This window comes from Micromonospora sp. CA-248212 (assembly GCF_050948405.1).
Classification (GTDB): domain Bacteria; phylum Actinomycetota; class Actinomycetes; order Mycobacteriales; family Micromonosporaceae; genus Micromonospora.
On record NZ_CP192023.1, the window covers coordinates 3408308 to 3430891 of the forward strand.

Sequence of the window (22584 nt, forward strand, 5' to 3'; positions counted from 1 at the left end):
CGGGTGGATGCCCCCACCTCGGCGACCTGCTGTCGATCAACTCGACCACCTTCGTGACCATCGGGAGCGCGTAGGATCCCAAGGTCATGAAGGTGCTGATCTCCGTCGACCTGGAAGGCGTCTCGGGGATCGTGCATCCCACCGAGACGAATCCCGATCGGTACGACTACGAGCGCGGCCGGGCCCTCATGACGGCCGAGGCGAACGCGGTGATCGCCGGCGTTCTCGATGCCGCACCCGACGCCGTCGTGTGGGTTGCCGACGCGCACGGCACGTTCCGCAACATCCTGCCGGAGGACCTCGACCGACGGGCGCACCTCGTGCGCGGCAAACCGCGCCCGCTGGGCATGCTCGCGGGTCTGGACGAGCACACGGGCGCCGTCATGTTCATCGGTTATCACGCTCGGGCCGGTGCCGGCCCGGCCGTGCTGGCCCACACGATGAGTGACGCGATCCTCGACGTACGCGTGGCGGGTCGGTCACTAGGCGAGATCGGCCTCAACACCGCCATGGCAGGGCACCTGGACGTGCCGGTCGTCCTGCTCAGCGGAGACGACGCCGCCTGCGCCGAGTTCGGTGAGCTGGTGCCCTCGGCGGTCACCGTCGCCGTCAAACAGACCCTGGGCCAAGCCGCCGCGGTGGCTCTGCATCCGCAGGAGGCGCGCGAGCGGCTGCGTCACGCTGCCGCCGATGCCATCACCCGCCGCGCCTCGATTCCTCCGTGGACGATGTCCGGGCCGTTGGACGTGGAGGTCGATCTGTACGGCCCGTACATGGTCGACCTCGCCGTTCTGGTGCCGGGTGTGACCCGGGTCGGCGGCGGCCGGACGGTCGCCTTCCGCGCCGTCGACGCCGCCGAGGCATATCGGCTGATTCAACTTCTCGTCCAGCTCGCCAGCATCAAACCGGGCTAGCGCGACGCCCCGAGACGGGGCTACGGAGAGGGATTCATGTTGGGTAGTGTCTGCGTCGCTACTGCCCGTGCAGAACGCCGGTGCCCCTCGCCGTGCGATCGACCGGAAGGACGGCATGGCCAGCATCGAGCAAGTCAAAGCCGCGCTCGCCCAGGCAGCCGAGCAGAGCGTCACGACGACGAGCCAGATCCGCGCCGCCATCGACGGCACCGACCAGGTGCTCGCTCGGCTGCGCGCGGTATCCGCAGGCACTGGCCATCCGGCCATCGCTGAGGCGATCGCCCGAGCCGAGCAGAGCAAGCAACGTCTGACCGAGGCAGCCACGACCCTCCAGGGCAGCACCGCGGCGGCCCGGCAGTACATCAACATCCTTGGCTGACTATGAGCATCGGCGAGGTCAAGGCAGCCCTCGACGAAGCGCGTCACCTTCTCGACCAGAGCCGGACGACGATCGAGGGCATCGGCGCATCCCTGGACGAAGCCGCTGGGGTCATGCTCCCCACCATGCACGACAGCCGGCGCGAGGAGGCCGAGAAGGCCCGCCGGGCTCTCGCTGAGGCGATACGCGAGGTGACGCTGACCCTGCGGGTCATCACCTCCGCACAGGAAAGTGCTGACGAATTCCGCAGGGCGCTGGGGTGAGCGACCTGCTCGCTCAGGTCGTGGCCCAACTCCGGTCCACGATCGACCGCCTGGACGCGATCGCGGTCCAGGCGACACGTGCCGCATCGGACGTCACTCAGGGGCATGCCCGGTACTCCACGGTCGGGAGAGGTACCGACCATCCCAGGCTGCGCGCGGCGGTAGGTCAGAGCCGCACCGGTGCCGACAAGGCTCGCCGGATCGCCCGGTTGAGCAGCGATGCGGCGCGGAACGTCGCGGACTTCCTGAATGCCGTGGCACCTGGCTCGGCGCCACGATCGGCGGCAGCCACCTCCGGGTCACCGCCGGGGGAGGAACTCTTGGCTGACAGCGATCGACGGGACCTGGGCCGGAGAAGAGGCGCCTTCCTCATTCGTGCGGCGCGAAGGGCCGACGACGTGCAGGACCAGGTCTCGGCAGGTGTCGACGCCGTGGAGAAGGGATCTACGGCCCTGCGTGACTTTGACCGTCCCTCCGGTGCACACTCGTCCGGAACGAGCACCCCCACCGGTCCTGGCCCGTCACCACGCGCGAAGATCGATGGGTCGGAGGCTGCGGGGCATCTCGTGGTGGCTGGGCTGCTGGCGGGCGTGGCAGCGCAGCGAGTTTCCGGAGTGATCCGACAGTGGAAGGCCAGGTTGAACCAGAAGTGATTGATCAGCCGCTCAGCGAACTCATCCGGGCATTGCACAGGGCGGACTGGGACGCGGTCGATGCCTTGTCAGTCGAGATTGGCCGGCACGGGTTGGGTAACGGTCTCAAGGTCATTGGGGCTGCCTTTGCCGTCGCTGTCGAACGGCGATTCGGTGCGGACGCCACTCCGAGTGACGTGGCTGCTTGGGTCTCGGGAATCCGATCCCGGCAGCAGGGCGGAGATCCACTGCCGGTACTCGAGATGGAAGGGCTTATCCGGGCAGTCCTCGGGGAGCCGGAACTGGTCGACTCAATCTCCCCCGAGACCGCCCTCGGAGCCGAGCTATTCATGCTCGGCCAGCTTCTTCGTGAAGCCGACCTCAGTCCGGCCGAACTGGACGAGTTCACCCTGGAAGCCGAGCAGCTTGCGGCCGAGCACCTGTAGCGGTCTGCCCGGGACTGACCGAGGCTCAGGATGCGCGCATCTGCTGGCTCCGCACGTTAGCGAGACCAGCGCGAGGCTGCCTCCTCGCTCAATACCGTTATGAACTTGGCGCGCGCCCACCAGGTTGCCGACGTGCTTGATGTACCTGGCGGAAGTGACCTGCCCCGTCAACGTCTGCACAGCCTGGCTCCCGAGGCTCGCCCGCTTCCTGACCGCACTGCGCGTCGGCGACACCGACGAGGCCCTGCGCCACCATCGGATGGCCGTTCGCCGCGACGACTGGCCCCTGCTGCCCGCCGACCTTCGCGCGGCCCACCTCGTCGACGCCGCCCGCGCCCACCTCGACGGCGGCGACGTCACCGGAGCCGGGCGCGCGCTGGCCGACGCACACACCGTCGCGCCCGGCGAGATCCACCGTCGCCCTGCTGTCCGTACCCTGGTCGCCGAGATCGCCCAGTGCGGACCGGCGGCCGCCGGCGTGGCCCGGCTGGCCGACCTCATTGGCCTCACCCATCCCTGATCGACTCGGGATCCCGGAAACGGCGGTGTCCGATCGGCTGGGACGGCCCGACTTCCAGGAAGTCGAGTCGATCATGGCCGGCAGGTGGGAACGAGTGGTGGGCGGCGGTATGCGGCAATCGGTCCGGGCGCTCAAATTGATCTAGCCATTTGCATCTAGCGATGCTCAACGTGGCTGTCGTAGGGTTCCGGCAGCACCTCGAAAGATGCCAGAAATTGGCTCCTATGCCCTACTTTGCGCTGCGGGTCGAATGGTGGGGGCAATGAATCATGTCGCCGAAAACCTTACGGTAGATGACCCCGGCTGGGTGGATGAAGTCCTGTTCGCCGGCCGTCCAACCGATGTTTGTCTCCGCCTGCCGGAACCGATCGACCGGGCCACCCTGCACCGGTTGGTGACCGCCGCGCAGGACCGGCTGACCGCTGCCGGACTGCGTCCCGGTGGCGCCGCCGCGCTGCGGTTGCCGCCGTCGCTGGCGTACGTCGTCAACCTGCTCGCCGCCTGGCGGGCGGGAGCGCAGGCCATCCTGCTCGACCACCGGCTCACCGACCACGAGGTGGACCGGGCGCTTGCCCGGCTCACCCCGCAGGTGGTCGTCGCCCCGCTGCGGACCGGCGGGGGCGCGTTGAAGGTGTTCGTCGACGTCACCGAGAGCGTCACCCGGTACGCGGACGGCCCAGCGGTCAGCGGCCACGCCGTGATCCAGCTCAGCTCCGGCTCGACCGGCCCGTCCAAGGTGATCGGCCGTACGGCCGCCGACCTGGTCGCCGAGGTGCGCCGCTACACCCGTATCGACGGGGTGGCGCTGCCCGGCGAGCGGATCATCCTGCTGCCCTCCATGGTGCACGTGCTCGGCCTGGTCGGCGGCCTGCTCTACGGTCTGCACGCCGATGTGGAGCTGGTGCCGCCGCAGCGGCTCAGCGGCGACGCGGTGCTGGCCGCCATCGCCGCCCAGGCCACGCCGGCCACGGTGCTGGGCGTGCCGTTCCACATCGGACTGCTCGCCTCCAGCCGGCCGACCGGTCCGCTGCCGCAGTTCCGGCGGATGACCACCGGCGGCGAACTGGTCCCGGCCGCGGTGGCGCGGGCGTTCACCGACCGGTACGGGGTGCCGCTGGGCAACATGTACGGGATGACCGAGGTCGGGGTCATCGGCACCGACCTGCACGGCGCGCACCGCCCGTCGATCGCCCCCGCGCCCGGCATCGAGGTCCGCGAGTCCGGCGGTGAGCTGTGGGTGTCCTGCCCGGCATCGCCGTACGTCGGGCTGAGCGACCCCACCCGCTGGGCCGACGGCTGGCTGCACACCCGCGACGCCGGCACCGTCGACGCCGACACCGGCCTGGTCACCGTGCGCGGCCGCCTCGACTCGCAGGTCTCGGTGGGCGGGATGAAGGTCGACCTCACCGAGGTGGAGGCGACCGTCGCCCAGCTGCCCGGCGTGGCCGCCGCCGTGGTGGTGTGGGACGACGGCATCACCGCCTACGTCCAGCCCGACGGCCCGCTGTCCGAGGAGGTCCTGGACAAGCTCCTCGCCGAACGGCTGGCCGGCTACAAGCGACCCCGGGTGTTGCGCCTGCTCGACGCGTTGCCCCGTACCACCACCGGCAAGCTGGTCCGCTCGACGGACGCGCTGCGCTCGGCGGTGACGTCGTGACCGGCCCGCTGCGCCACCTCGACGCCGACACCCGCGCCGTCAAGCGCGCCGACTACCGCGCCGACACCCGCGCGCGGCGACCGTACGGCGGGATCCGGCCGACCGCCGGTGTCCCCACCGACCCAGACCAACGCGGTGTCCCGATCGGACACCGTCACCTGGCTTACGCAGAGAGGGTATCCATGAGAGCCGAGGTCCGCGCCTTCGTCGTCGAGCAGCTCGTCGACATGAACTACGACGTCGAGGGGCTCGACGACGACACCACGCTCGGCCCGTCCGGCGTCGACCTGGAATCGCTGGCCCTGTCCGATCTGGCCGTCCGCGTCGAGGACCAGTTCGGCCTGACGTTCGCCGACGACGAGTCGGAGAAGCTCGCGCTGATGACGGTAGGCGAGTTCACCACGATGGTCGCCGACCGCGTCGCCGAGGCGAAGCGCGACGCCGCCTGATGACCGGTCAGCCCGACCTGGGGCGAGCTGACCTGCTGACCATGCTCGCCGAACTCACCGCGAAACCGGCCGACGAGGTCCCGGACCGGGTCGGCTCGATGGAGCTGGCCTGGCTCGTGCACCTCGTCGAGCAGCGCTACCAGCGTCAGCTCGACCTCACCGACGACGACCTGGCCGGCATCCGTACCGTCGACGACGCCCTGGCGGTCCTGCGGGCGTCGTTGGCCGCTCCCGCAGATGGCTGAGCCGCCCGTCGTCCAGCTCACCGGTGTGCACGCGGTCAGCGCCCTCGGGCGGGGCGCCGAGGCGCAGCTCGCCGCCACGCCGGCCTTCGGACCGATCCGTCGCTTCGACACGAGCGCACGCCGGGTCACCGTGGCGGCCACCCTGCCCGAGGTCGGAACCCTCGCCGACGAGCTGGCCGACGCGATCGACGCGGCCTGCCGGACGGCCGGCCTGGACCGCGCCCGGCGTGCCGGGTGTGCGCTGCTGCTCGCCGTGCACGGCGGCCCGGCCCCCGGCGTGGAGCCGGTCCCGTCCGCGCTCGCCGGCCAGCTCGCCGCCCGGTGTGGGCTGTCCGCTCACACCCGGGTCTACACCAGCGCGTGCGTGTCGGCGAGTACGGCGGTCGCCGACGCCGCCACCCTGATCAGCCGGGGTGATCTGGACCGGGTGGTGGTGGCCGCCGGTTATCTCGTCGAGCCGGACCAGTTCGCGCTCTTCGACGCCGGCCGCGCCCTCGCCGACGACGGCGCGGTCCGCCCATTCAGCGCTGGCCGCCGTGGGCTGCTGCTCGGTGACGGCGTGGCCGCCGTGGTGGTCGAGTCCCGCGCCGAGGCGCGGCGGGGCGCGGAGCCGGTGGCGACCGTCGCGGGCTGGGGACGCGCCGGGGACGCGTACCACCCGTGCCAGCCGGACCCGACCGGCGCCGGGCTGGCCCGCGCGGCCAGCGCCGCGCTGCGCCGGGCCGGGCTGCCGCCGCGGGCGATCGGGTACGTCAACGCCAACGCCACCGGCACCGCCCAGAGCGACGCCGCCGAGGCCGCGGCGCTGCGGCGGGCCCTCGACGGGTACGCCAACGAGGTGCCGGTCAGCTCCACGAAGGGGTTGCACGGGCACGCGTTGGAGGCGTCCGGGCTGCTCGAACTGGTGGTCACGGCGATGGCGCTGCGGGCCGGCGAGTTGCCGGTCAACGCCGGCTGGCGGGGCCCCGACGAGGCGTGTCCGGTCAACGTCATCACGGCGGCGTCGCGCCGTGCGCCGGTGACCCACGCCCTGACCCTCAACTCCGCGTTCGGCGGCGCCAACACCGCGCTCCTGGTCGGCGCGCCATGACCACCCCCACCTCCCCGCGATCGTGCACTTTCTGCGCCGACGAATCCGGCGAAGAACGCGAATCCACAACAGAAACCGCAAGATCGCGGGAGGTGGGAGTGCGGGAGCTCGCGCGGGCGCGCTGGCCCGAGCCGGGGGACGGGGTCGTGCCGGGGGTGCCGGGGTTCGTGCACTCGGCGTTCGCGCCCACGGTCGTGGCGGTCGGCGAGCGGTGCCTGCGGCGGCGGTACGGGGACCAGCCGGTGCCGGAGGGGGTACGCACCGCGATCGTGCTGGTCAGCGCCAGCGGTGACCGGGCCAGCGCCGATCACGTCCGCGTGACGGTCGAGGCCGGCGGACGGATCGGGCCGCTGTTCTTCTACCAGTCCGTGCCCAACAGCGTCGCCGGGCACCTCGCGGCCCGTTGGGGACTGCGCGGTCCGGTGGTCTGCCTCAGCCCCACCGGCGACCCGTACGCCGAGGGCACCGCGCAGGCGGCACTACTGCACGACGACGGCGACGCCGACGAGGTGTTGCTGATCCTGATCGAACAGACGCCCGACCTGTCCACCGAGGCGGTCGCGGTGCTGCTGGGGGGAGGAGCACGACCATGAGGACACCGGGACTGCGCGGCCGGTTGGCCGCCGACACCGAGCTGGGCGCGGGCAACATGCTGGCCCGCGTGCTGGCGCACGGCGCCGACCCGGACGGGCCGGCGCTGACCTTCGACACCGCCGTCGACGGGCATCCAGCCGAGACGCCGCTCACGTTGGGTCAGCTCGACGAGCGGGTCGCCGCCCGCGCCGCGTGGCTGCACGAGCAGGGGGTACGCCCCCGCGACCCGGTTGCCGTCTGGGCCACCGCCGCCGCCGATATGGTGCTCAGCTTCCTGGCGCTGGCCCGGCTCGGCGCGATCCCGGCGCTGATGAACGGCAAGCTCCGCCCGGAGATCGCCGCCGAGTACATCCGTCGGCTGCGTGGTGTCGGGGTGCTCGCCGACGACGCGCACACCGCGCTGCTGGCCGGGCACGAGCTGGGCGTACCGGTGCTCGGCACGCCCGCGCGGGCCGGCACCGGCGACCCGGCGAAGGCCCCGCCGCACTACCGGCACCACCCGGACGACCCGATCGTGATCACCCACACCTCCGGGACGACCGGGGTGCCCAAGGCGGTGCTGCACTCCCACGCCAGCCTCTTCGCGGCCACCCGGCACCTGCTGAGCATGCCGCAGGCGCAGGGCACCAGCCGGATCCTCAACGCCCTTCCCGCACCGCACACCGCGACTGTGCTGATGGTCAACCAGGCGTTGGGTAACCGCGCCCAGATGTTCCTGCTCTCCGAGCAGGGCGGCGAGCGGGTCCTCGACGCGATCCAACGCTGGCGTCCCGACGGGGTGTTCGGTTTCTCGGTCACCTGGGCCGAGCTGGCCCGGTTCGACCTGTCCGGGTACGACCTGGACTCGGTGCGGCTGTGGTTCAACACCGGCGACTGCTCGCACGAGCCGCACATCCGCCGCCTCGTCGCAGTCGGTTGGCACGACACCGTGACCCGCGACGGGGTGGCGCGGGTGCCCGGCTCGCTGTTCATCGACGGGCTGGGCTCCAGCGAGATGGGGCACTCGATGTTCCACATCACCCACCGCGCCGACACCGACCGGTACGGCCGCTGCATCGGCCGGCCGTACCAGTTCACCAGGGTCGCGGTGCTGGATACCGACGGCGAGCCGGTGCCGGTCGGCGAGGTGGGTTTCCTGGGTGTCGACTCGCCGTCGCTGTTCCGGGGCTACTGGAACGACTCGGCCACCACCTACCGGTTCCGCCAGCGTGGCTGGTACCTCACGGGCGACCTGGTCCGCGCCGACGCCGAGGGCCGGTACTACCACCTGGACCGCGCGGTCGACTCGGTCGACGCCGGGGACGGGCGGCGGTTCTTCACCGCGCTGTCGGAGGAGCGGATCCTCGCCACCTGCCCGGACGTCACCGACTGCACGGTGGTGATCGTCGCCGAGGGCGGGCGGGTGGTGACCGACGTGCTGCTGGAGTTGGCCGCCGGCGCCGACGAGGCCGAGGACCGCACCGAACGGGTGCGCGCCGCCCTCGGCGCGGACGTCGGCGCCACGCTGCGCCGGGTCGTGCCGGTACGCTCCGACGACATTCCGGTGACCGTGACCGGCAAGGTCCGCAAGGTGGCCCTGCGGGAGCGTTACCTCACCGAGGCCGCGTCGTGAGCGGGCGGGTCGGAGCACCGGCGTGAGCGAGCGGAGCGAGCGAACCAAGCAGCTCAGCCGCTCGGAGTCTCAAGCCGGCGCGGAGCGAAGCGGAGCGCCGGCGTGAGCGCGCTGATCACCGGGATGGGCCTGTTCTCTCCGGTCGGGCGGGGCGTCGAGGAGACCTTCGAGGCGTTGACGACCGGGCGGTCCGGGCTGACACGCCCACCCGAGGGCCATCCGGCGTCGGGCTCGCTGGACGTCGCCGGTCTGCTGCCCGACATCGACCCGCGTAGCGTCCTGCCCGGCCCGGAGAGCCGGGTGTTGGACCGGACCGTGGTCCTGGCGCTGCTCACCGCCGCCGACGCGCTCGCGGACGCCGGCATCGAGGTGGGCCGCGACGTCGACCCCTCCCGGATCGGCGTGATCGTCGGCGGTGTCGGCGGGCTGGCCACCCTGGAGTCGCAGGTGCTGGCCCGCGCGGCGCGGGGACGGTCGGCGGTCAGCCCGTACCTGCTCACCGGCATCCTGCCGAACATGCCGGCGGCGCGGATCGCCATCGCGTACGGCATCCGGGGTTACAGCTCGTCGGTCGGCACGGCCTGCGCCTCGGGGGCCCAGGCGGTCGCCGACGCGGTCCGGCTGATCCGGTGCGGGGAGGCCGACGTGGTGGTCTGCGGGGCCAGTGAGGCGCCGCTCTTCCCGACCTTCACCGACACGTTCGGCAACGCGCGGGCACTGGCCCGCGCCGGCGGCGACCCGACCCGGGCGAGCCGGCCGTTCGACACCTCCCGCAGCGGGTTCGTGCTGGCCGAGGGGCGGCGCTGCTGGTCCTCGAACGTGCCGAGCACGCCGCCGCGCGCGGCGCCCGGGGGTACGCCGAGGTGGCCGGTTACGGCGCGACCACCGACGCGTACCACCCGACCGCCCCGCGTCCGGACGGCGCGGGCGCGGCGGCGTGCATCCGGGGCGCGCTGCGCAGCTCGGGAGTGCCGGCGGCGGCGGTCGGCTACGTCAACGCGCACGGCACCGGCACGAAGCTCGGCGACATCGCGGAGACCACGGCCCTCGCGGACGTGTTCGGCGACGGTGGCGTGCCGGTCAGCTCCACCAAGGCGCTCACCGGTCACCTGCTCGGCGCGTCCGGGGTGTTGGAGACGGCGGCGACCGCGCTGGCGCTCGGTCGGGGGTTGCTGCCGCCGACGTACCACCTCGACGACCTGGACCCGGCCTGCCCGGGTGACCACATCCGGGGGGCGCCCCGCCGGTCCGACGCGGAGTACGCGCTGACCAACTCGTTCGGGTTCGGCGGCCAGAACGTGAGCCTGGTGCTCGCGCGGGTCGCCGAGCCGAGGAGGTGAGCGACGCGCATCCCGGGCTGGGGGCGTCCGGACGGCAACACGGGCGAAGCATGGGGAAGGGCACGTGACGACATGGACATCCGTGGTATCGACCACATCGAACTCTACGTAGGCGACGCCCGACAGGCGGCGTTCTGGTTCAGCACCGCCGTCGGTTTCCAGCTCTGCGGGCAGGGCGGCCCGGAGACCGGGCTGACCGGGCAGCGCTCGCTGCTGCTCTGCCACGGCGACATCCGACTGCTGCTCACCTCGGGGCTGAGCGTCGACCATCCGGCGGCCCGGTACGTGCACCGGCACGGTGACGGCATCGCGGTCGTCGCCGTCGAGGTCGACGACGTCGTGGGCGCGTACGCCGAGCTGCTGGCCCGGGGTGCGACGGGCGTGACGCCACCGACCACCCGCACCGGCGCGGACGCCGAGGTGGTGACCGCCGAGGTGCAGGGCTTCGCCGACGTGCGGCACCGCCTGGTGCAGCGTCGGGGGAGTCGAAGCGAGTTCCTGCCCGGGGTGATCACGCCGACGCCGCCGGGGCCGGACGACGCCGAGGCGGTCCTCGCCGAGGTCGACCACCTGGCGGTGTGCGTGCCGCCCGGGGAACTCGACGGGACGGTCCGGCACTTCGAGGAGCTGTTCGGCTTCGCGCAGATCTTCGAGGAGCACGTCGAGGTCGCCGGCCAGGGGATGAACTCGAAGGTGGTGCAGAGCCCGTCGGGCCGCGTCACCGTGGTCCTGCTGGAGCCGGACCGTACCCGCCGGCCTGGGCAGATCGACGCCTTCCTCGACCAGCATGCCGGTGGGGGCGTGCAGCACCTGGGGCTGCGCACCGACGACATCGTGGCGGCCGTGGAGTCCCTCGGACGGCGGGGGGTTCGCTTCGCCGGCACCCCCGGCGCCTACTACGACACCCTCCAGGCACGAGTGGGTCGGGTGGACGCTCCGCTGGACCGTCTGCGTGAGCTGGGGGTCCTGGTCGACTCCGACCACGATGGACAGTTGTTGCAGATCTTCGCCGAGTCGATGCACGTGCGCCGCACGCTGTTCCTGGAGCTGATCGAGCGGCGGGGCGCGAGCGGCTTCGGCAGCGGCAACATCAAGGCGCTCTACGAGGCCAAGGAGCGGGAACTGGCCGCGCAGGGGGTGGGGGCGTGAGCGCGCTGACCGCCGCGGAGCAGGCGCTGCTGCCCTCCGACGAGGACGTGCGGCACTACGCCGAGCACGGCTGGTACCTGTCCAAGAAGATCTTCACCGATGACGAGGTGGAGGCGCTCGCCGCCGCCGCGCGGCGCTACTACGACGGCGAGCGGGATCGCCGGCTGCCGGTACGCCCACCGAAGCTCGCCTACTGGGAGCCGTCGAACGGGCCGGTACAGCGGCACAACGACTACGTCCACCACGAACACGACGGGCTCGGCGCGATCCTGCGCAAGCCGCTGCTCGGCGCGGTGGCCGCCCGCCTGGCCCAGGCCGACGAGATCCGTGTCTTCCAGTCCACCCTGATCCTCAAACCACCGATCGAGGGCGAGCCCAGCAACATCGTGCCCTGGCACTTCGACAAGCACTACTGGGCGTCCTCGTTGTCGGAGAAGATGCTCACCGCGTTCATCCCCCTGCACGACTGCGGGGAGGAGATGGGCACCATCACGATGGTCGACGGCTCGCACCTGTGGAAGGAGATCGGCGTCGACGACACCGTGGTGCGGCACTTCGCCGACCGGGACCGGAGCCAGCTCGAGGAGATGCTGGCCGAGAACGCCGCGCACAACGGCGCGGAGATCCGCAAGATCCCCATGGTGATCCCGAGGGGACACGTGAGCTTCCACCACTGCCGCACCTACCACGGCAGCGGCCCCAACGTCAGCGGTCGTCCCCGACAGGCGATCTCGCTGCACCTGCAGGACGGCGACAACGCCTGGCGGGAGTATCCCCTCTCGGACGGCACGCTCGCCGCGTACAACCACGACGTGCTGGTCCGCCGCACCCACGAGGGGCGGCCGGACTACGCGGACCCCGACTACTGCCCGGTCATCTGGCGCGACCGCGCCCAGCAGGGAGGTTGACAATGTCACGGTACGACTGGGGTAGGACGCACCCGGGCATCGAGCGGCTGGAGGCGGCGGTGACCGAGCGCCGCGACGCCGTGGTCAAGCACCCGCTCTACGCCAACCTGGACACCCACCAGGCGCTGGTCACCTTCATGGAGCACCACGTCTTCGCGGTCTGGGACTTCATGTCCCTGTTGAAGTCGTTGCAGCGGCAGTTGACCTGTGTGAGCGTGCCGTGGATCCCCACCGGCCCGACCGGCAGTCGCCGGCTCATCAACGACATCGTCATGGTCGAGGAGAGCGACGAACTGGGCGAGGGCTACCTCAGCCACTTCGAGCTGTACGTGCGGGGCATGGCCGAGGCCGGCGCGGACACCACCGCCGTGAACGCCCTCGTCGACCTGCTGCGCGCGGGCCGGCCGGTGACCGACGCGCTCGCCGAGGCGGGGGCGCCGGCGGCGTCCGCCCGGTTCGCCGCGACCACCTGGCAGATCATCGAGTCGACCCCGGTGCACTGCCAGGCGGCGGCGTTCGCGTTCGGCCGCGAGGACCTGATCCCCGACATGTTCACCCAGGTCGTCACCGTCAACGAACGCAGCAACCGGCTGCACACGTTCGTCGACTACCTGGAACGGCACATCGAGGTCGACGGCGAGCAGCACACGCCGATGGCCATGCAGATGCTCGCCGACCTGTGCGGCGACGACGACGCCAGGTGGCAGGAGTGCGCCGACACGGTCAACACCGCCCTCGCCGCCCGCGCCCGGCTCTGGGACGACATCCTCGCCGCCATCAAGGGCCCGGCGTGAGCGACGCCGATCCGGTCCGGCTCTACCGCACGGTCCGGCTGATCCGCCGGTTCGAGGAGCGGGCGGTGGAGCTGGTCCACGGCGGGCAGATCGCTGGCGGCATCCACCCGTACCTCGGTCAGGAGGGGATCGCCGCCGGCGTCTGCGCCGCGCTGGGCGTCGACGACGTGCTCGCCGGCACCCACCGCGGGCACGGGCACGTGCTGGCCCGGGGCGCGGACCCGGCGCGGATGCTCGCCGAGCTGTGCGGCCGGGTCACCGGCCTCAACGCCGGCCGGGGCGGCTCGATGCACGCCGCCGACCTGCGCATCGGCGTGCTCGGCGCGAACGCGATCGTCGGCGCGTCCGGGGCGATCATCACCGGCGCGGTCTGGGCCTGCCGACGGCAGGGCCGGGACACCGTCGGCGTGAGCTTCTTCGGCGACGGCGCGGTCAACGAGGGGATGCTGCTGGAGGCGTTCAACCTGGCCGCGCTCTGGCGGGTGCCCGTGCTGTTCGTCTGCGAGAACAACGGCTACGCCACCACCATGCCGGTCGGCGGCGCGGTCGCCGGCAGCATCGCCGGCCGCGCCGCCGCCTTCGGCATCCCGGCCGTCCAGGTCGACGGCCAGGACCCCGAGACGGTACGCGCCGCCGCGTCCGCCGCCGTCGCGCGGATGCGCGCCGGCGGCGGCCCGGAGCTGATCGAGGCCCGTACCTACCGCTTCGACGTCCACCACACCTTCGAACACGCGGTACGCCTCGACTACCGGCCGCCCGACGAGGTGACCCGGGGTCGGTCCCGGGACCCGGTGGACATCCAGGGCGCCCGGCTCACCGACGGCGACCGGGCAGCCGTGGACGCCGAGGTCGAGGCGACCCTCGACGAGGCGGTGCGGTTCGCCCTGGCCAGCGCGCACCCCGAGCCGGCCGACGCGCTCGCGTACCTGTACGCCAGCGGCCTGACCGTCCGCACCGGAGGTGGTTGAGGTGCCCCGACTGTCGTACCGGCGGGCGTTGACCCGGGCCCTCGCCGACGAGCTGGCCCGCGACGAGACGGTGTTCCTGCTCGGCGAGGACGTCCAGGTCGGCGCGTCGCTGGTGACGACCGGGCTCGCCAAGCGGTTCGGGACCGACCGGGTCCGCGACACACCGCTGTCCGAGCAGGCGTTCACCAGCTTCGCCACCGGGGCGGCGCTGGCCGGGCTCCGGCCGGTGATCGAGTTCCAGATCCCGTCGCTGCTGTTCCTCGTCTTCGAGCAGATCGTCAACCACGCGCACAAGTTCCCGCTGATGACCGGCGGGCAGTGCGCGGTGCCGGTCACCTACCTGGTGCCCGGTTCCGGGTCGCGCACCGGCTGGGCCGGGCAGCACTCCGACCACCCGTACAGCCTCTTCGCCCACGTCGGCGTGGTCACCGTCGTACCGTCCACCCCGGCCGACGCGTACGGCCTGTTGGTCACCGCGATCCGGCACGACGACCCGGTGGTCGTGTTCGCGCCGGCCGGCGCGATGGACGTCCGGGACGATGTCGCCGAGCTGGAACCGGTGCCGCTGGGGCGGGGCCGGGTGCACCGACCCGGCGACGACGTCACCGTGGTCGCGGTCGGGCACCTCGTGCACGACGCGCTCGCCGTCGCCGACGAGCTGGCCGACGAGGTGTCGGTGGAGGTCTTCGACCCGCGCACCCTCTATCCGTTCGACATCGACGGCGTCTGTGAGTCGGTGACGCGTACCGGCCGCCTCGTCGTCATCGACGACGCCAACCGCTCCTGCGGCTTCGCCGCCGAGGTCATCGCCTCGGTCGTCGAGCGGGTACGGCTGCTCGCCCCACCGCGCCGGGTGACCCGACCCGACGGCGCGGTGCTGCCGTTCGCCCCCGCCCTGGACCGGGCCGTGCAGCCCGGTCGGGAGCAGCTCGCCACCGCCATCCACCTGACCATGAAGGACGGCTCATGATCGACCCGAACTATCCCTGGCCGTCGGCTGACGGAGCGTGGACGGACCTGCCCGAGCCGGCCCGCCGGGCCATGGTGGCCACCGGCGCAGCCGCCTGGGAGCGCGTCTTTCACGGCCGGGCCACCTACAACAAGCAGTGGCGGCTGGCCCGCCCCCCGGTGCTGGCCGCCGACACCTGGCGGGAGCTGAACGACGTCTGCGACCGGCTGGCCCAACTCGTCCTGGACGCCTGCCGCCGCCGGGTGGACACCGCCGGCGAGCTGCGCCGGCTGCTCGGCGTTCCGGCGGGGGAGACCCGCCTGCTGGACGAGTCGGAGCCGCTGACCGAGGCGCTGCTGGCCGCGTACCGGCCGGATGTGATCTTCACGCACGGCGTGCCGAAGTTCGTGGAGTACAACATCGACAGCAGCCTCGGGGGAGGGTTCGACGCCGACACCGTCATCCAGCGGTTCGCGCAGCTCTACACCGAGCACGGGCTCCTCGACGGCCTGCCGCTCCGGGCCGCGCCGTCCCTGCTGGACCAGCGGTTCGTGGCGATCCGCGACGAACTCGACCTGCCCGAGGGCGCCCGGCTGGCCCTGTTGATGGACTTCGACGCCGACTACCCGGGCCTGGACGATCCGGAGACGTTCATCCGGATCCTCAGCCCGCTCGCCGTCCGGGCCCGGGACTTCGGCCTCGACCTGGTCATCGCGCCCCTGTCCAGCGCCACCCTGGACGCCGACGACCGCCTGGTCGTGGACGGCGCGCCGGTCGACGCGCTGTTCCGGCTGTTCGTGCCCAACCGGGTCACCCCGACCGCCGGTCTGGACGCGGTGGCCGGCGCGCTGGCCGCCGGCACCCTGCCGATGTACGTGTCGTCGGCGGCCTGGCTGCTCGGCAACAAGACCACCTTCGCCTGGCTGTGGGAGGACGTCGACACCCTGCCCGCCGACGACCGGACGCTGATCCGCCGGCACGTGCCGTACACGGTGCCGTTGACCGTCGCGGTGCTCGACCGGGCGATCGCCGAGCAGGCCTCGCTGGTGGCGAAGCCGGCGGACGGCTCGGCTGGGCACGGCGTGCTGATCGGCCCCGAGCTGAGCCCGTCGGACTGGGTCGAGGGTCTGCGGGCGGCCGTCGACCGGGGCGGGGCGATCCTGCAGCAGTACCTGCCGGCCGACCGGGTGCCGATGGACTTCGTGCAGATCGAGACCGGCGAGACGGTCACGGCCGACGTCCCGTACAGCCTGGCCCCGTACCTGTTCGGCCGAACGGCCTCCGGCGGCCTGGCGCGGGTCGGCTACCCCGGTGGCGACGGCATCCTCAACCTGGCCCACGGAGTCCTCCTAACCGGGATCCTCCTGTACAACTAACCCGGTCCTTTCTGCGTCGATCATGAAGTTGTTGCCTCGACACGCCGATGACGGCGGCAATAACTTCATGATCAACGAGGTCGGGGTGAGCCTCGGAGGTGGCGGGACAGGGCACGGAGGGTTTCGGCCGTCGCTATCGCGTCGCTGCGGCCGCTGCCGTGGCGGCCATCGGTGCTGTAGAGGGTCGCGTCGGCCGTGAGCGGATGGTCGGTGAGGTGTACGTGGATTGTTCCGAGGTGTTCGGCCAACCGTCCCGTGTGGGCGGAGAGGCGGCGCATCCGCTCGCCTAGGCCGGCCCACATGTGCTCGGGGACGGCCGGGCTGTGCGACACGTCGAACATGCCAATCGTGATCACGTCCGCGCCCACGTCCCGCAACGCCTCGATCATCGCGGTCAGCTCGACGTCGACCGCGTCCGCGTCGTACGCCGGATGGAAGGCGTCGTTGCCGCCGCAGACCACCAGCGCCAGGTCCGGTTCGGCGACGAGCGCGGGAGCGAGCTGGGTGGCCCGTACCTGGTGTGCGCGCAGACCGCGCCGGCCCAGATTCACGTACGCCAGCTCGGGGCGTACGGCCCTCAGCTCGGCGGCGAGGCGGTCGACCCACTGCACGTCCGGGTAGCCCGGTGTCGGCTCGCACATGCCCTCCACGACGCTGTCGCCGAGTGCCACGAACCGTCGCCACGGGTGGTCGTGCAGCAGTTCGGCGGCCTCGCCGGGACGCAGGCAGTACGGGTCCGTCGATTCGCTCGGCGTCGATGGCATGCCGGCACGCTAGCCGACCACCGCCTCCTCGGCCAGGCTCACCTCGGCCAGGTACACGCAGGTTCGCTCCTCGTGCGAGGAGTAGTAGCTGACCCACAGCCGGTCGTCGTGCCACACCAGACCGGGGTAGCTGGTGTCGCCGCCGGAGGGCAACGCGACCAGCTCGGTCAGCTCACCGCGCTCCTCGTCGACGGCGCAGATCGCGGTGCGGACGTCGCCGTCGAGCAGGCGTACGCCGGCGATCAGCCGCCCGTCGGGCAGCCGCCGCAACGAAGGGCCGCCGACCCGGACGCCAAGGTCGGTCCAGGTCCACTCGCGGTACGGCGGGTGCGCCCGACCGAGCCGCGCGGTGGCGTCGTCGCCGTCGCGGCGTAGCAGACAGTGCGCGGTGCCGTCCGGGGCGAAGGCCAACCCGGCCTCGTTGGGGTAGCCACCCTCGAACAGCGTCGGCACCCACGGCCGCAGGTCGAGCCCGTCGACGCTGCGGTAGAGCCGGGCGAACCTCGGCCCCCGGGTGGCGTAACCCACGCCGTACATGGCGTCGTCGTGCCAGGCGGCCTGCCACACCCACACGTCCGGCTCACCGACCGGCGTGGCCTCACCCCAGGCGTGGCCGTCGTCGGACATCCAGGACAGTGTGGTGAACGTCCCGGTCCGGGCCGCGGCCAGCAGTTGCAGCCGCCCGTCGGGGCGTGCCACGAACCGTGGGTCGCGCAGGTCGCCGGCCGCCCGGATGACGGAAGCGGACCTCCACGCCCGCGCGTCCGTAGAGGTCAACACCCGGATCACGCCGTCGTCGGAGAGGTGGCCGTCGGCCTCGCGGAACGCGCAGAACCACGTACCGGCATGCCGGACGAGGTCGGTGAACGCGCTGTGCGGCGCGCTGTCGCCGATCCGGTGTACGGCGACGACCTCGGCGCTGGTGCGACGGGTGGATGACGACGTCATGCGCGACGGGCCTCCTGGCGCTGGTGGGCGGAACGTCCCGGTGACGACGGACGACGCTAGCCGCCGCCGTCGACGCCCGGACGGCCGTGCGGCGAACGCAGGACGAACGATGGCGTGTCGGAAAGGCGTCGTTGGCGGCGGCGTCGGCGCGCTGGGCCGGGGCCGGTGGCGGCGGCCGGTCACGATGACGGTGGGACGCGGCGGTCGGGAGGTGGCAGCGTGCTCACATCGTTCCTGCAGCAACTGGCCAGCAAAATCGTCGAGGAGATCCTCAAGAGGGTCGTCGAGTGGCTCGCGCCGAAGGCGCTGGGGTCGGTGCCGCACGCCGCCTCGCCGAACTGCCCGCGCTGCGGCGGGTACGGGGTGGCCCGCTGGACGCCCGGCGGGGTGTGGCCGCTCTTCGTGCCGTCCCTGCTCACCTTCACCTGGGGCTTCGCCGGTCTGCTGCTCGGCGTGCCGGTGCTGCTGTTGACGGTGGTCGGCGCGGTGGTGTCCGGCGCGGTGATGCCGGCCCTGGTGGTCCTGCTGGGACTGCCGGTCGTCGCCACCGTCATGCTCCTGGGCGCGTTCGGGCTGGCCCACTACCACAGCTACCCGCCGAAGCGTTGCCACCGCTGCCACGGGAGCTGGCCCCGGCGGACGCGCGAGGAGTACCTGCGGTCGGCCCAGCCGGTGTTCGCCTGCGCCTGCGGTCAACGGCTGCGGGTGCCCCGGACCGTCGCGTCGCGGCTGCGCTGCCCGCGCTGCCACGCCGAACACGCCACCCCGGCGGCGGCCGGCCGCTGACGCTCAGGGGCGCTCGGCGAGCAGTTCGTCGATCACGCGGCGGGAAGCGGCGGGGTCGGGACCGTCCAGGGTGATCAACGCCTTCCACAGGGCCCAGCCGCGCCCGCGCGCCCAGGTGCCCGCGTCGACGTCGAGCGCGTCGCGGAAGGCGGCCCGGCTGTCGCCGTGCAGCAGGGTCCAGGCGATCACCGTGTCGCAGGCGGGATCGCCGACGCCGCAGCAGCCGAAGTCGATGACGGCGGCGAGCCGGCCGTCGCGGACCAGCAGATTGGCGTACGCGACGTCGCCGTGGAACCACACCGGCGGGCCCGACCGGGTGGCATCGAGCGCGTCCTGCCAGATGGCGGTGACCGGGTCGACGTCGAGCCGGTCGCGGTGTGTCTCGATCGCCGCCCGGGTCTCGGCGTCGTAGGTGGACAGCGGTCCTCCCCGCCAGAAGCTGTGCGGGCCGGCCGCGGGGCCGTCGGCGGCGTCGACGGCGCGCAGGGCCCGCAGGAAGGCGGCGAGGTCCGTCGCGAACCGGGTCAGGTCGTCGATCCGCTCGGGGCGCGCGGTGTGCCCGTCGATCCAGCGGTACACCGACCAGGGGTACGGGTAGCCCGCTCCCGGCCGGCCCTGGGCCAGCGGCACGGGGATCTCCAACGGGAGGGCTGCGCCGAGCATCGGCAGCCATCGCTGTTCCTTGGCGACCTGAGCTACATACCCCTCGTCGCTGGGCAGCCGCACGGTCATCTCGTCGCCCAGGCGGAAGGTGCGGTTGTCCCAGCCGCCGACCTCGACGGGGCGTACGGGCAGGTCGGCCCAGCACGGGAACTGCTCGGCGACCAGGTGCCGTGCCAACGCGACGTCGATCAGTGGGGCGGCCGGCTCGTCGGTGTGCGGTGCGGGTGCGCTCATCCGCCCGAGCCTGCGGGCGCCGTTCCCCGTGCGCAACCCAGTTTCGCGGTCAGGACGTGGTGACCGGGGTGGGCCGCGACGGTGTGGTCGTCCGGGCCAGTAGGGGCAGCGCGGTGACCGACAGGCAGGCCGCCGCCATCAGCAGCAGCGCCGGGGTGAGGCCGAACGCGTCCACCGACCAGCCACCGAGGAGCGCGCCGACCGGCAGGCCGACGAAGGCCAGCGAACCGGCGATGCCGAGCACCCGGGTCTGCAGGTCCGGTGGCACCCGCTCGTACAGCGCCACCCCGAGCAGCGGGTTGACCGCCGCGATGCCGATCCCGGACAGGAAGGTCACCACGAGGACGACCGGCAGTTCGTCGCTGATCGCCAGGGCGACCAGTCGGGGTGTGCCGGCGACCGTCGCCCCGATCAGGAACGTCAGCCGGCCGGGCAGCCGGGGCCCGAGCGCGGTGAACGCCACGTTGCCCAGCAGCGCGCCCGCCGAGAAGGCCGCGAGCACGAGCCCGAGCCCGCTCGGACCGTGTAGTTCGCGGGCGACCCAGAACGGGATGTAGACGGCCACGCTCGCGTTGGCCACCATGTTCAGCGCCGAGACGACCACCAGCATGCCCAGCAGCGGCCGGTCCCGACCGAGGTAGCCGAAGCCGTCCCGCAGCGCGCGGAGGTAGCCCACCGGCGCGGCGGGCGTCGCCGGGGCGGCCGGCGGGCGAACCAGGAGGCCGATGAGCAGCGCGCAGATCGCGAAGCTGGCCGCGTCGATGAGGATCGCCTGGGTCACCCCGAACGCGGCGATCAGCACACCGCCCACGGCCGCGCCGAACAGCGTCACCACCCGGCTCAACCCGTCGTACGCCGAGGTGAGGCGGATCAGGGGCACCCCGGCGGCCTCGGCGACCGGCCGGAACATGACGTGCTTGACCCGGTCGCCGATGCCGCGCAGCGCCCCGGCAACCGCGACCAGCGCCACCAGGGGAGCGAAGCCCAGCCACGGGGTGAGCGCGACGACGACCATCGCCAGGGCGCTGCCGGCGTCGCAGAGGATCGACGTCCGGCGCAGGCCGATCCGGTCCGCCCAGGGCGTGCCGAGGGCACTGGACAACAGGTACGGAAGTGTCTCGGCGAACGCGACCAGACCCATCTTCGTCGGGCTGCCGGTGGTGACCAGCACCAGCCAGGGGATGGTCACCACCGAGATGCGGGTGCCCAGGTTGGAGATCAGGTCCGCGCCGACCAGGACGACCAACTGCCGGCGGGGGGTCACGCCCCGACCGCCGCCGCCCGCCGCGCGGCGTACTCGGCGCGCAACGCCCGCTTGTCCACCTTGACCGACCGGTTCACCGGTAACCGGTCGACGAACTGCACCCCGACCGGCGCCCACATCTCGTTCAGGTCGGCGGCCACCAGGTCGATCAACTCCGTCGCCGTGACCGTCGCGCCCGGCGCGGGCACCACGTACGCGTACGGCGCCTCGCCGACCTCGTCGTCCGGCACGCCGATCACGGCGGCCGCCCGCACCTGCGGGTGCCCCGCCAGCACGTCCTCGATGGGGCGGCAGAAGATGGCCCAGTTCCGCCGGTGCGTCACGATCATGTCGTGCGCCCGGTCGACCAGGTAGAGGTAGCCGTCCTCGTCGAGGTGGCCGATGTCGCGGGTGCGCACCCAGCCGTCGACGAGCGTCTGCGCGGTCAGCTCGGGCTGCCCGTGGTACCCGGCGAAGCTCAGCCGGCTCCGCACCCACACCTCGCCGTCCTGGCCCGGCGGCAACACCACGCCGTCGTCGTCGCGGATCTCGATCCGCACGTCGCCGTAGGGACGCCCGCAGGAGCGCAGCCGCTCCGGGTGCTCCGGGTCGTCGGTCAGGCCGGGCAGCGCGGTGATCACGACGGCCTCGCTGAGGCCGTACACGATGCGCAGCACCGGGCCGAACCGCGCGATGGCCTGGCGCAGCCGGGCGGGCGCGGCGGGCCCGGCGCCCACGTTGAACATGAACATGGCCGAGAAGTCGGCGTCCACCAGCGTCGGATGGTCCAGCAGCTCGTAGAGCATCGGCGGGGTCACGAAGGTGGAGTTGATCCGCTCCCGTTGCACGGTCGCCACGAACGCCGTCGGGTCCCAGTCGTCGCGCAGGAACAGCACGCCGCCGGTGAACAGGTTGAACAGGGTGGTGATCTGGCCGCTGGCCAACCACATGGGCGAGTGCGACAGGTGCCGCAGCAGCGGGAAGCCGGCGGCGCGGAAGTCTGCCGCGAGGGTGAGGATCTGGGCGTAGAAGCTCTCGGTGTGGTGCACCAGCTTCGGCGCGCCGGTGGTGCCGCTGGTCTGGAGGAACGACTCCGGCGCGGGGACCTCCGTCGTCGGCGGCACGGAACCGCCCGGGTCGGCGGTGAGGTCCGGGCCCGCACCGCCGGGGCCCAGGCAGCACACCGGTACGCCGGGCAGCGCGGCGGCCAGCTCCGGCCCCAGGCTGGCCGGGTCGCGGGCGTCGTAGACCAGGGCGTCGGGGCGGGCCAGCCGGACGAACTCGTCGACCTCCCGGCGGGCGGTGACCGGGGCGACCCACATCGTCCGGCACCCGAGCAGGTGCAGCGCGAGCTGGAGCAGCGGCCCCTCCACGGCGTTGCCCATGGTCACCAGCACCGCCGCGCCCGGCCGTACGCCGTGCCCGGTCAGCGTCGCGGCCATCGCGCGTACCCGCGCGGCGGCCTCGGTGTAGGTCAGGCGGCGGCCACCGCCGACCAGCGCCTCCCGATCGCCGAAGTCGGCGAACAGGTCCAGCGCCCGGTCCACATAGGTCGCGTGCCCGGGTCCGTCAGTCATCCGGCAAACCCCCATCGCAGGAGAGCGGCGGTCTCCGGGTCGGTTTCCCGGTGACGTCGCGGGCGGTGGGCGCGCGTTCGGCGA

At 72.6% G+C, this 22584-nt stretch carries 24 protein-coding genes and 1 pseudogene; 20 read left to right on the forward strand and 5 right to left on the reverse strand.

All coding sequences use genetic code 11. From position 1 onward, the window contains the following. The first annotated feature begins 86 nt into the window (after positions 1 to 86). From ACQP03_RS16330 to ACQP03_RS16420, 19 genes and pseudogenes are all read left to right on the forward strand, one after another. Positions 87 to 914, forward strand: a complete 828-nt coding sequence (locus ACQP03_RS16330) for a M55 family metallopeptidase (RefSeq protein ID WP_357170362.1) — start codon at positions 87 to 89, stop codon at positions 912 to 914. 115 nt (positions 915 to 1029) lie between these two features. After that, a complete protein-coding gene (locus ACQP03_RS16335; protein ID WP_357119107.1) occupies positions 1030 to 1293 on the forward strand; it encodes a hypothetical protein in 264 nt (87 codons plus the stop codon). A 2-nt stretch (positions 1294 to 1295) separates the two neighbouring features. Next, a complete protein-coding gene (locus ACQP03_RS16340) occupies positions 1296 to 1556 on the forward strand; it encodes a hypothetical protein (protein WP_357119104.1) in 261 nt (86 codons plus the stop codon). Beyond that, entirely contained in the window at positions 1553 to 2209 is a 657-nt protein-coding gene (locus tag ACQP03_RS16345) for a hypothetical protein (protein WP_357119101.1), read from the forward strand. The genes ACQP03_RS16340 and ACQP03_RS16345 overlap by 4 nt, the downstream gene beginning before the upstream one ends. Then, positions 2182 to 2634: a hypothetical protein gene (locus ACQP03_RS16350; RefSeq protein WP_357119098.1), complete on the forward strand. Its 453-nt coding sequence runs from the start codon at positions 2182 to 2184 to the stop codon at positions 2632 to 2634. Before ACQP03_RS16345 ends, ACQP03_RS16350 begins: the two co-directional genes overlap by 28 nt. A gap of 139 nt (positions 2635 to 2773) precedes the next feature. Continuing rightward, positions 2774 to 3154, forward strand: coding sequence for a hypothetical protein (locus ACQP03_RS16355; RefSeq protein ID WP_357119095.1), 381 nt, complete (start codon positions 2774 to 2776; stop codon positions 3152 to 3154). Between the two features lie 262 nt (positions 3155 to 3416). Then, complete coding sequence (locus tag ACQP03_RS16360) at positions 3417 to 4811, forward strand: class I adenylate-forming enzyme family protein (RefSeq protein ID WP_433461064.1); 1395 nt, start codon at positions 3417 to 3419, stop codon at positions 4809 to 4811. Positions 4812 to 4993: 182 nt separating this feature from the next. Beyond that, on the forward strand, positions 4994 to 5260 hold the full coding sequence (locus ACQP03_RS16365) for an acyl carrier protein (protein WP_357119090.1): 267 nt from the start codon (positions 4994 to 4996) through the stop codon (positions 5258 to 5260). Next, a complete protein-coding gene (locus ACQP03_RS16370) occupies positions 5260 to 5505 on the forward strand; it encodes an acyl carrier protein (RefSeq protein WP_357119087.1) in 246 nt (81 codons plus the stop codon). Before ACQP03_RS16365 ends, ACQP03_RS16370 begins: the two co-directional genes overlap by 1 nt. After that, positions 5498 to 6595 carry a beta-ketoacyl synthase N-terminal-like domain-containing protein gene (locus ACQP03_RS16375; protein WP_357394224.1) on the forward strand — a complete coding sequence of 366 codons (1098 nt, stop codon included), beginning with the start codon at positions 5498 to 5500 and terminating at the stop codon, positions 6593 to 6595. The genes ACQP03_RS16370 and ACQP03_RS16375 overlap by 8 nt, the downstream gene beginning before the upstream one ends. A gap of 92 nt (positions 6596 to 6687) precedes the next feature. Next, positions 6688 to 7188 (forward strand): beta-ketoacyl synthase chain length factor, encoded by a 501-nt coding sequence (locus ACQP03_RS16380; protein ID WP_396833133.1) that lies wholly within the window; start codon positions 6688 to 6690, stop codon positions 7186 to 7188. Beyond that, positions 7185 to 8801, forward strand: a complete 1617-nt coding sequence (locus ACQP03_RS16385; RefSeq protein WP_357170377.1) for a class I adenylate-forming enzyme family protein — start codon at positions 7185 to 7187, stop codon at positions 8799 to 8801. The genes ACQP03_RS16380 and ACQP03_RS16385 overlap by 4 nt, the downstream gene beginning before the upstream one ends. 102 nt (positions 8802 to 8903) lie before the next feature. Then, positions 8904 to 10141 (forward strand): annotated as a pseudogene (locus ACQP03_RS16390) (beta-ketoacyl-[acyl-carrier-protein] synthase family protein). A 72-nt stretch (positions 10142 to 10213) separates the two neighbouring features. Next, positions 10214 to 11290, forward strand: coding sequence for a 4-hydroxyphenylpyruvate dioxygenase (gene hppD / locus ACQP03_RS16395; protein ID WP_357170383.1), 1077 nt, complete (start codon positions 10214 to 10216; stop codon positions 11288 to 11290). Beyond that, complete coding sequence (locus ACQP03_RS16400; protein WP_357170386.1) at positions 11287 to 12198, forward strand: phytanoyl-CoA dioxygenase family protein; 912 nt, start codon at positions 11287 to 11289, stop codon at positions 12196 to 12198. Before hppD ends, ACQP03_RS16400 begins: the two co-directional genes overlap by 4 nt. A gap of 2 nt (positions 12199 to 12200) precedes the next feature. Further along, positions 12201 to 12992, forward strand: a complete 792-nt coding sequence (locus ACQP03_RS16405; protein ID WP_357170389.1) for a DUF3050 domain-containing protein — start codon at positions 12201 to 12203, stop codon at positions 12990 to 12992. Next, on the forward strand, positions 12989 to 13960 hold the full coding sequence (locus ACQP03_RS16410; protein ID WP_357170391.1) for a thiamine pyrophosphate-dependent dehydrogenase E1 component subunit alpha: 972 nt from the start codon (positions 12989 to 12991) through the stop codon (positions 13958 to 13960). The genes ACQP03_RS16405 and ACQP03_RS16410 overlap by 4 nt, the downstream gene beginning before the upstream one ends. A 1-nt stretch (position 13961) precedes the next feature. After that, positions 13962 to 14930, forward strand: a complete 969-nt coding sequence (locus ACQP03_RS16415) for an alpha-ketoacid dehydrogenase subunit beta (RefSeq protein WP_357170394.1) — start codon at positions 13962 to 13964, stop codon at positions 14928 to 14930. Continuing rightward, a complete protein-coding gene (locus tag ACQP03_RS16420; RefSeq protein WP_433461065.1) occupies positions 14927 to 16285 on the forward strand; it encodes a hypothetical protein in 1359 nt (452 codons plus the stop codon). Before ACQP03_RS16415 ends, ACQP03_RS16420 begins: the two co-directional genes overlap by 4 nt. Before the next feature lie 71 nt (positions 16286 to 16356). Here ACQP03_RS16420 and ACQP03_RS16425 read toward each other — a convergent pair whose 3' ends face one another. Both ACQP03_RS16425 and ACQP03_RS16430 read right to left on the reverse strand, forming a co-directional pair. Next, entirely contained in the window at positions 16357 to 17049 is a 693-nt protein-coding gene (locus tag ACQP03_RS16425; RefSeq protein ID WP_357394236.1) for an SGNH/GDSL hydrolase family protein, read from the reverse strand. A gap of 9 nt (positions 17050 to 17058) precedes the next feature. Then, positions 17059 to 17997 carry an exo-alpha-sialidase gene (locus tag ACQP03_RS16430; RefSeq protein WP_433461066.1) on the reverse strand — a complete coding sequence of 313 codons (939 nt, stop codon included), beginning with the start codon at positions 17995 to 17997 and terminating at the stop codon, positions 17059 to 17061. Between the two features lie 219 nt (positions 17998 to 18216). Here ACQP03_RS16430 and ACQP03_RS16435 point away from each other — a divergent pair, with 219 nt between their 5' ends. Continuing rightward, entirely contained in the window at positions 18217 to 18783 is a 567-nt protein-coding gene (locus tag ACQP03_RS16435; protein WP_357170403.1) for a hypothetical protein, read from the forward strand. Positions 18784 to 18786: 3 nt separating this feature from the next. Here the strand turns inward: ACQP03_RS16435 and ACQP03_RS16440 are convergent, their stop codons facing one another. Genes ACQP03_RS16440 through ACQP03_RS16450 form a run of 3 tightly spaced genes read right to left on the reverse strand, consistent with a single transcriptional unit; the run spans position 18787 to position 22500 of the window. Continuing rightward, entirely contained in the window at positions 18787 to 19680 is an 894-nt protein-coding gene (locus ACQP03_RS16440; protein WP_433461067.1) for an aminoglycoside phosphotransferase family protein, read from the reverse strand. Positions 19681 to 19729: 49 nt separating this feature from the next. Beyond that, positions 19730 to 20944 (reverse strand): MFS transporter, encoded by a 1215-nt coding sequence (locus tag ACQP03_RS16445; RefSeq protein ID WP_357119042.1) that lies wholly within the window; start codon positions 20942 to 20944, stop codon positions 19730 to 19732. Next, positions 20941 to 22500: an AMP-binding protein gene (locus ACQP03_RS16450; RefSeq protein WP_433461069.1), complete on the reverse strand. Its 1560-nt coding sequence runs from the start codon at positions 22498 to 22500 to the stop codon at positions 20941 to 20943. The genes ACQP03_RS16445 and ACQP03_RS16450 overlap by 4 nt, the downstream gene beginning before the upstream one ends. Between the last annotated feature and the right edge of the window lie 84 nt (positions 22501 to 22584).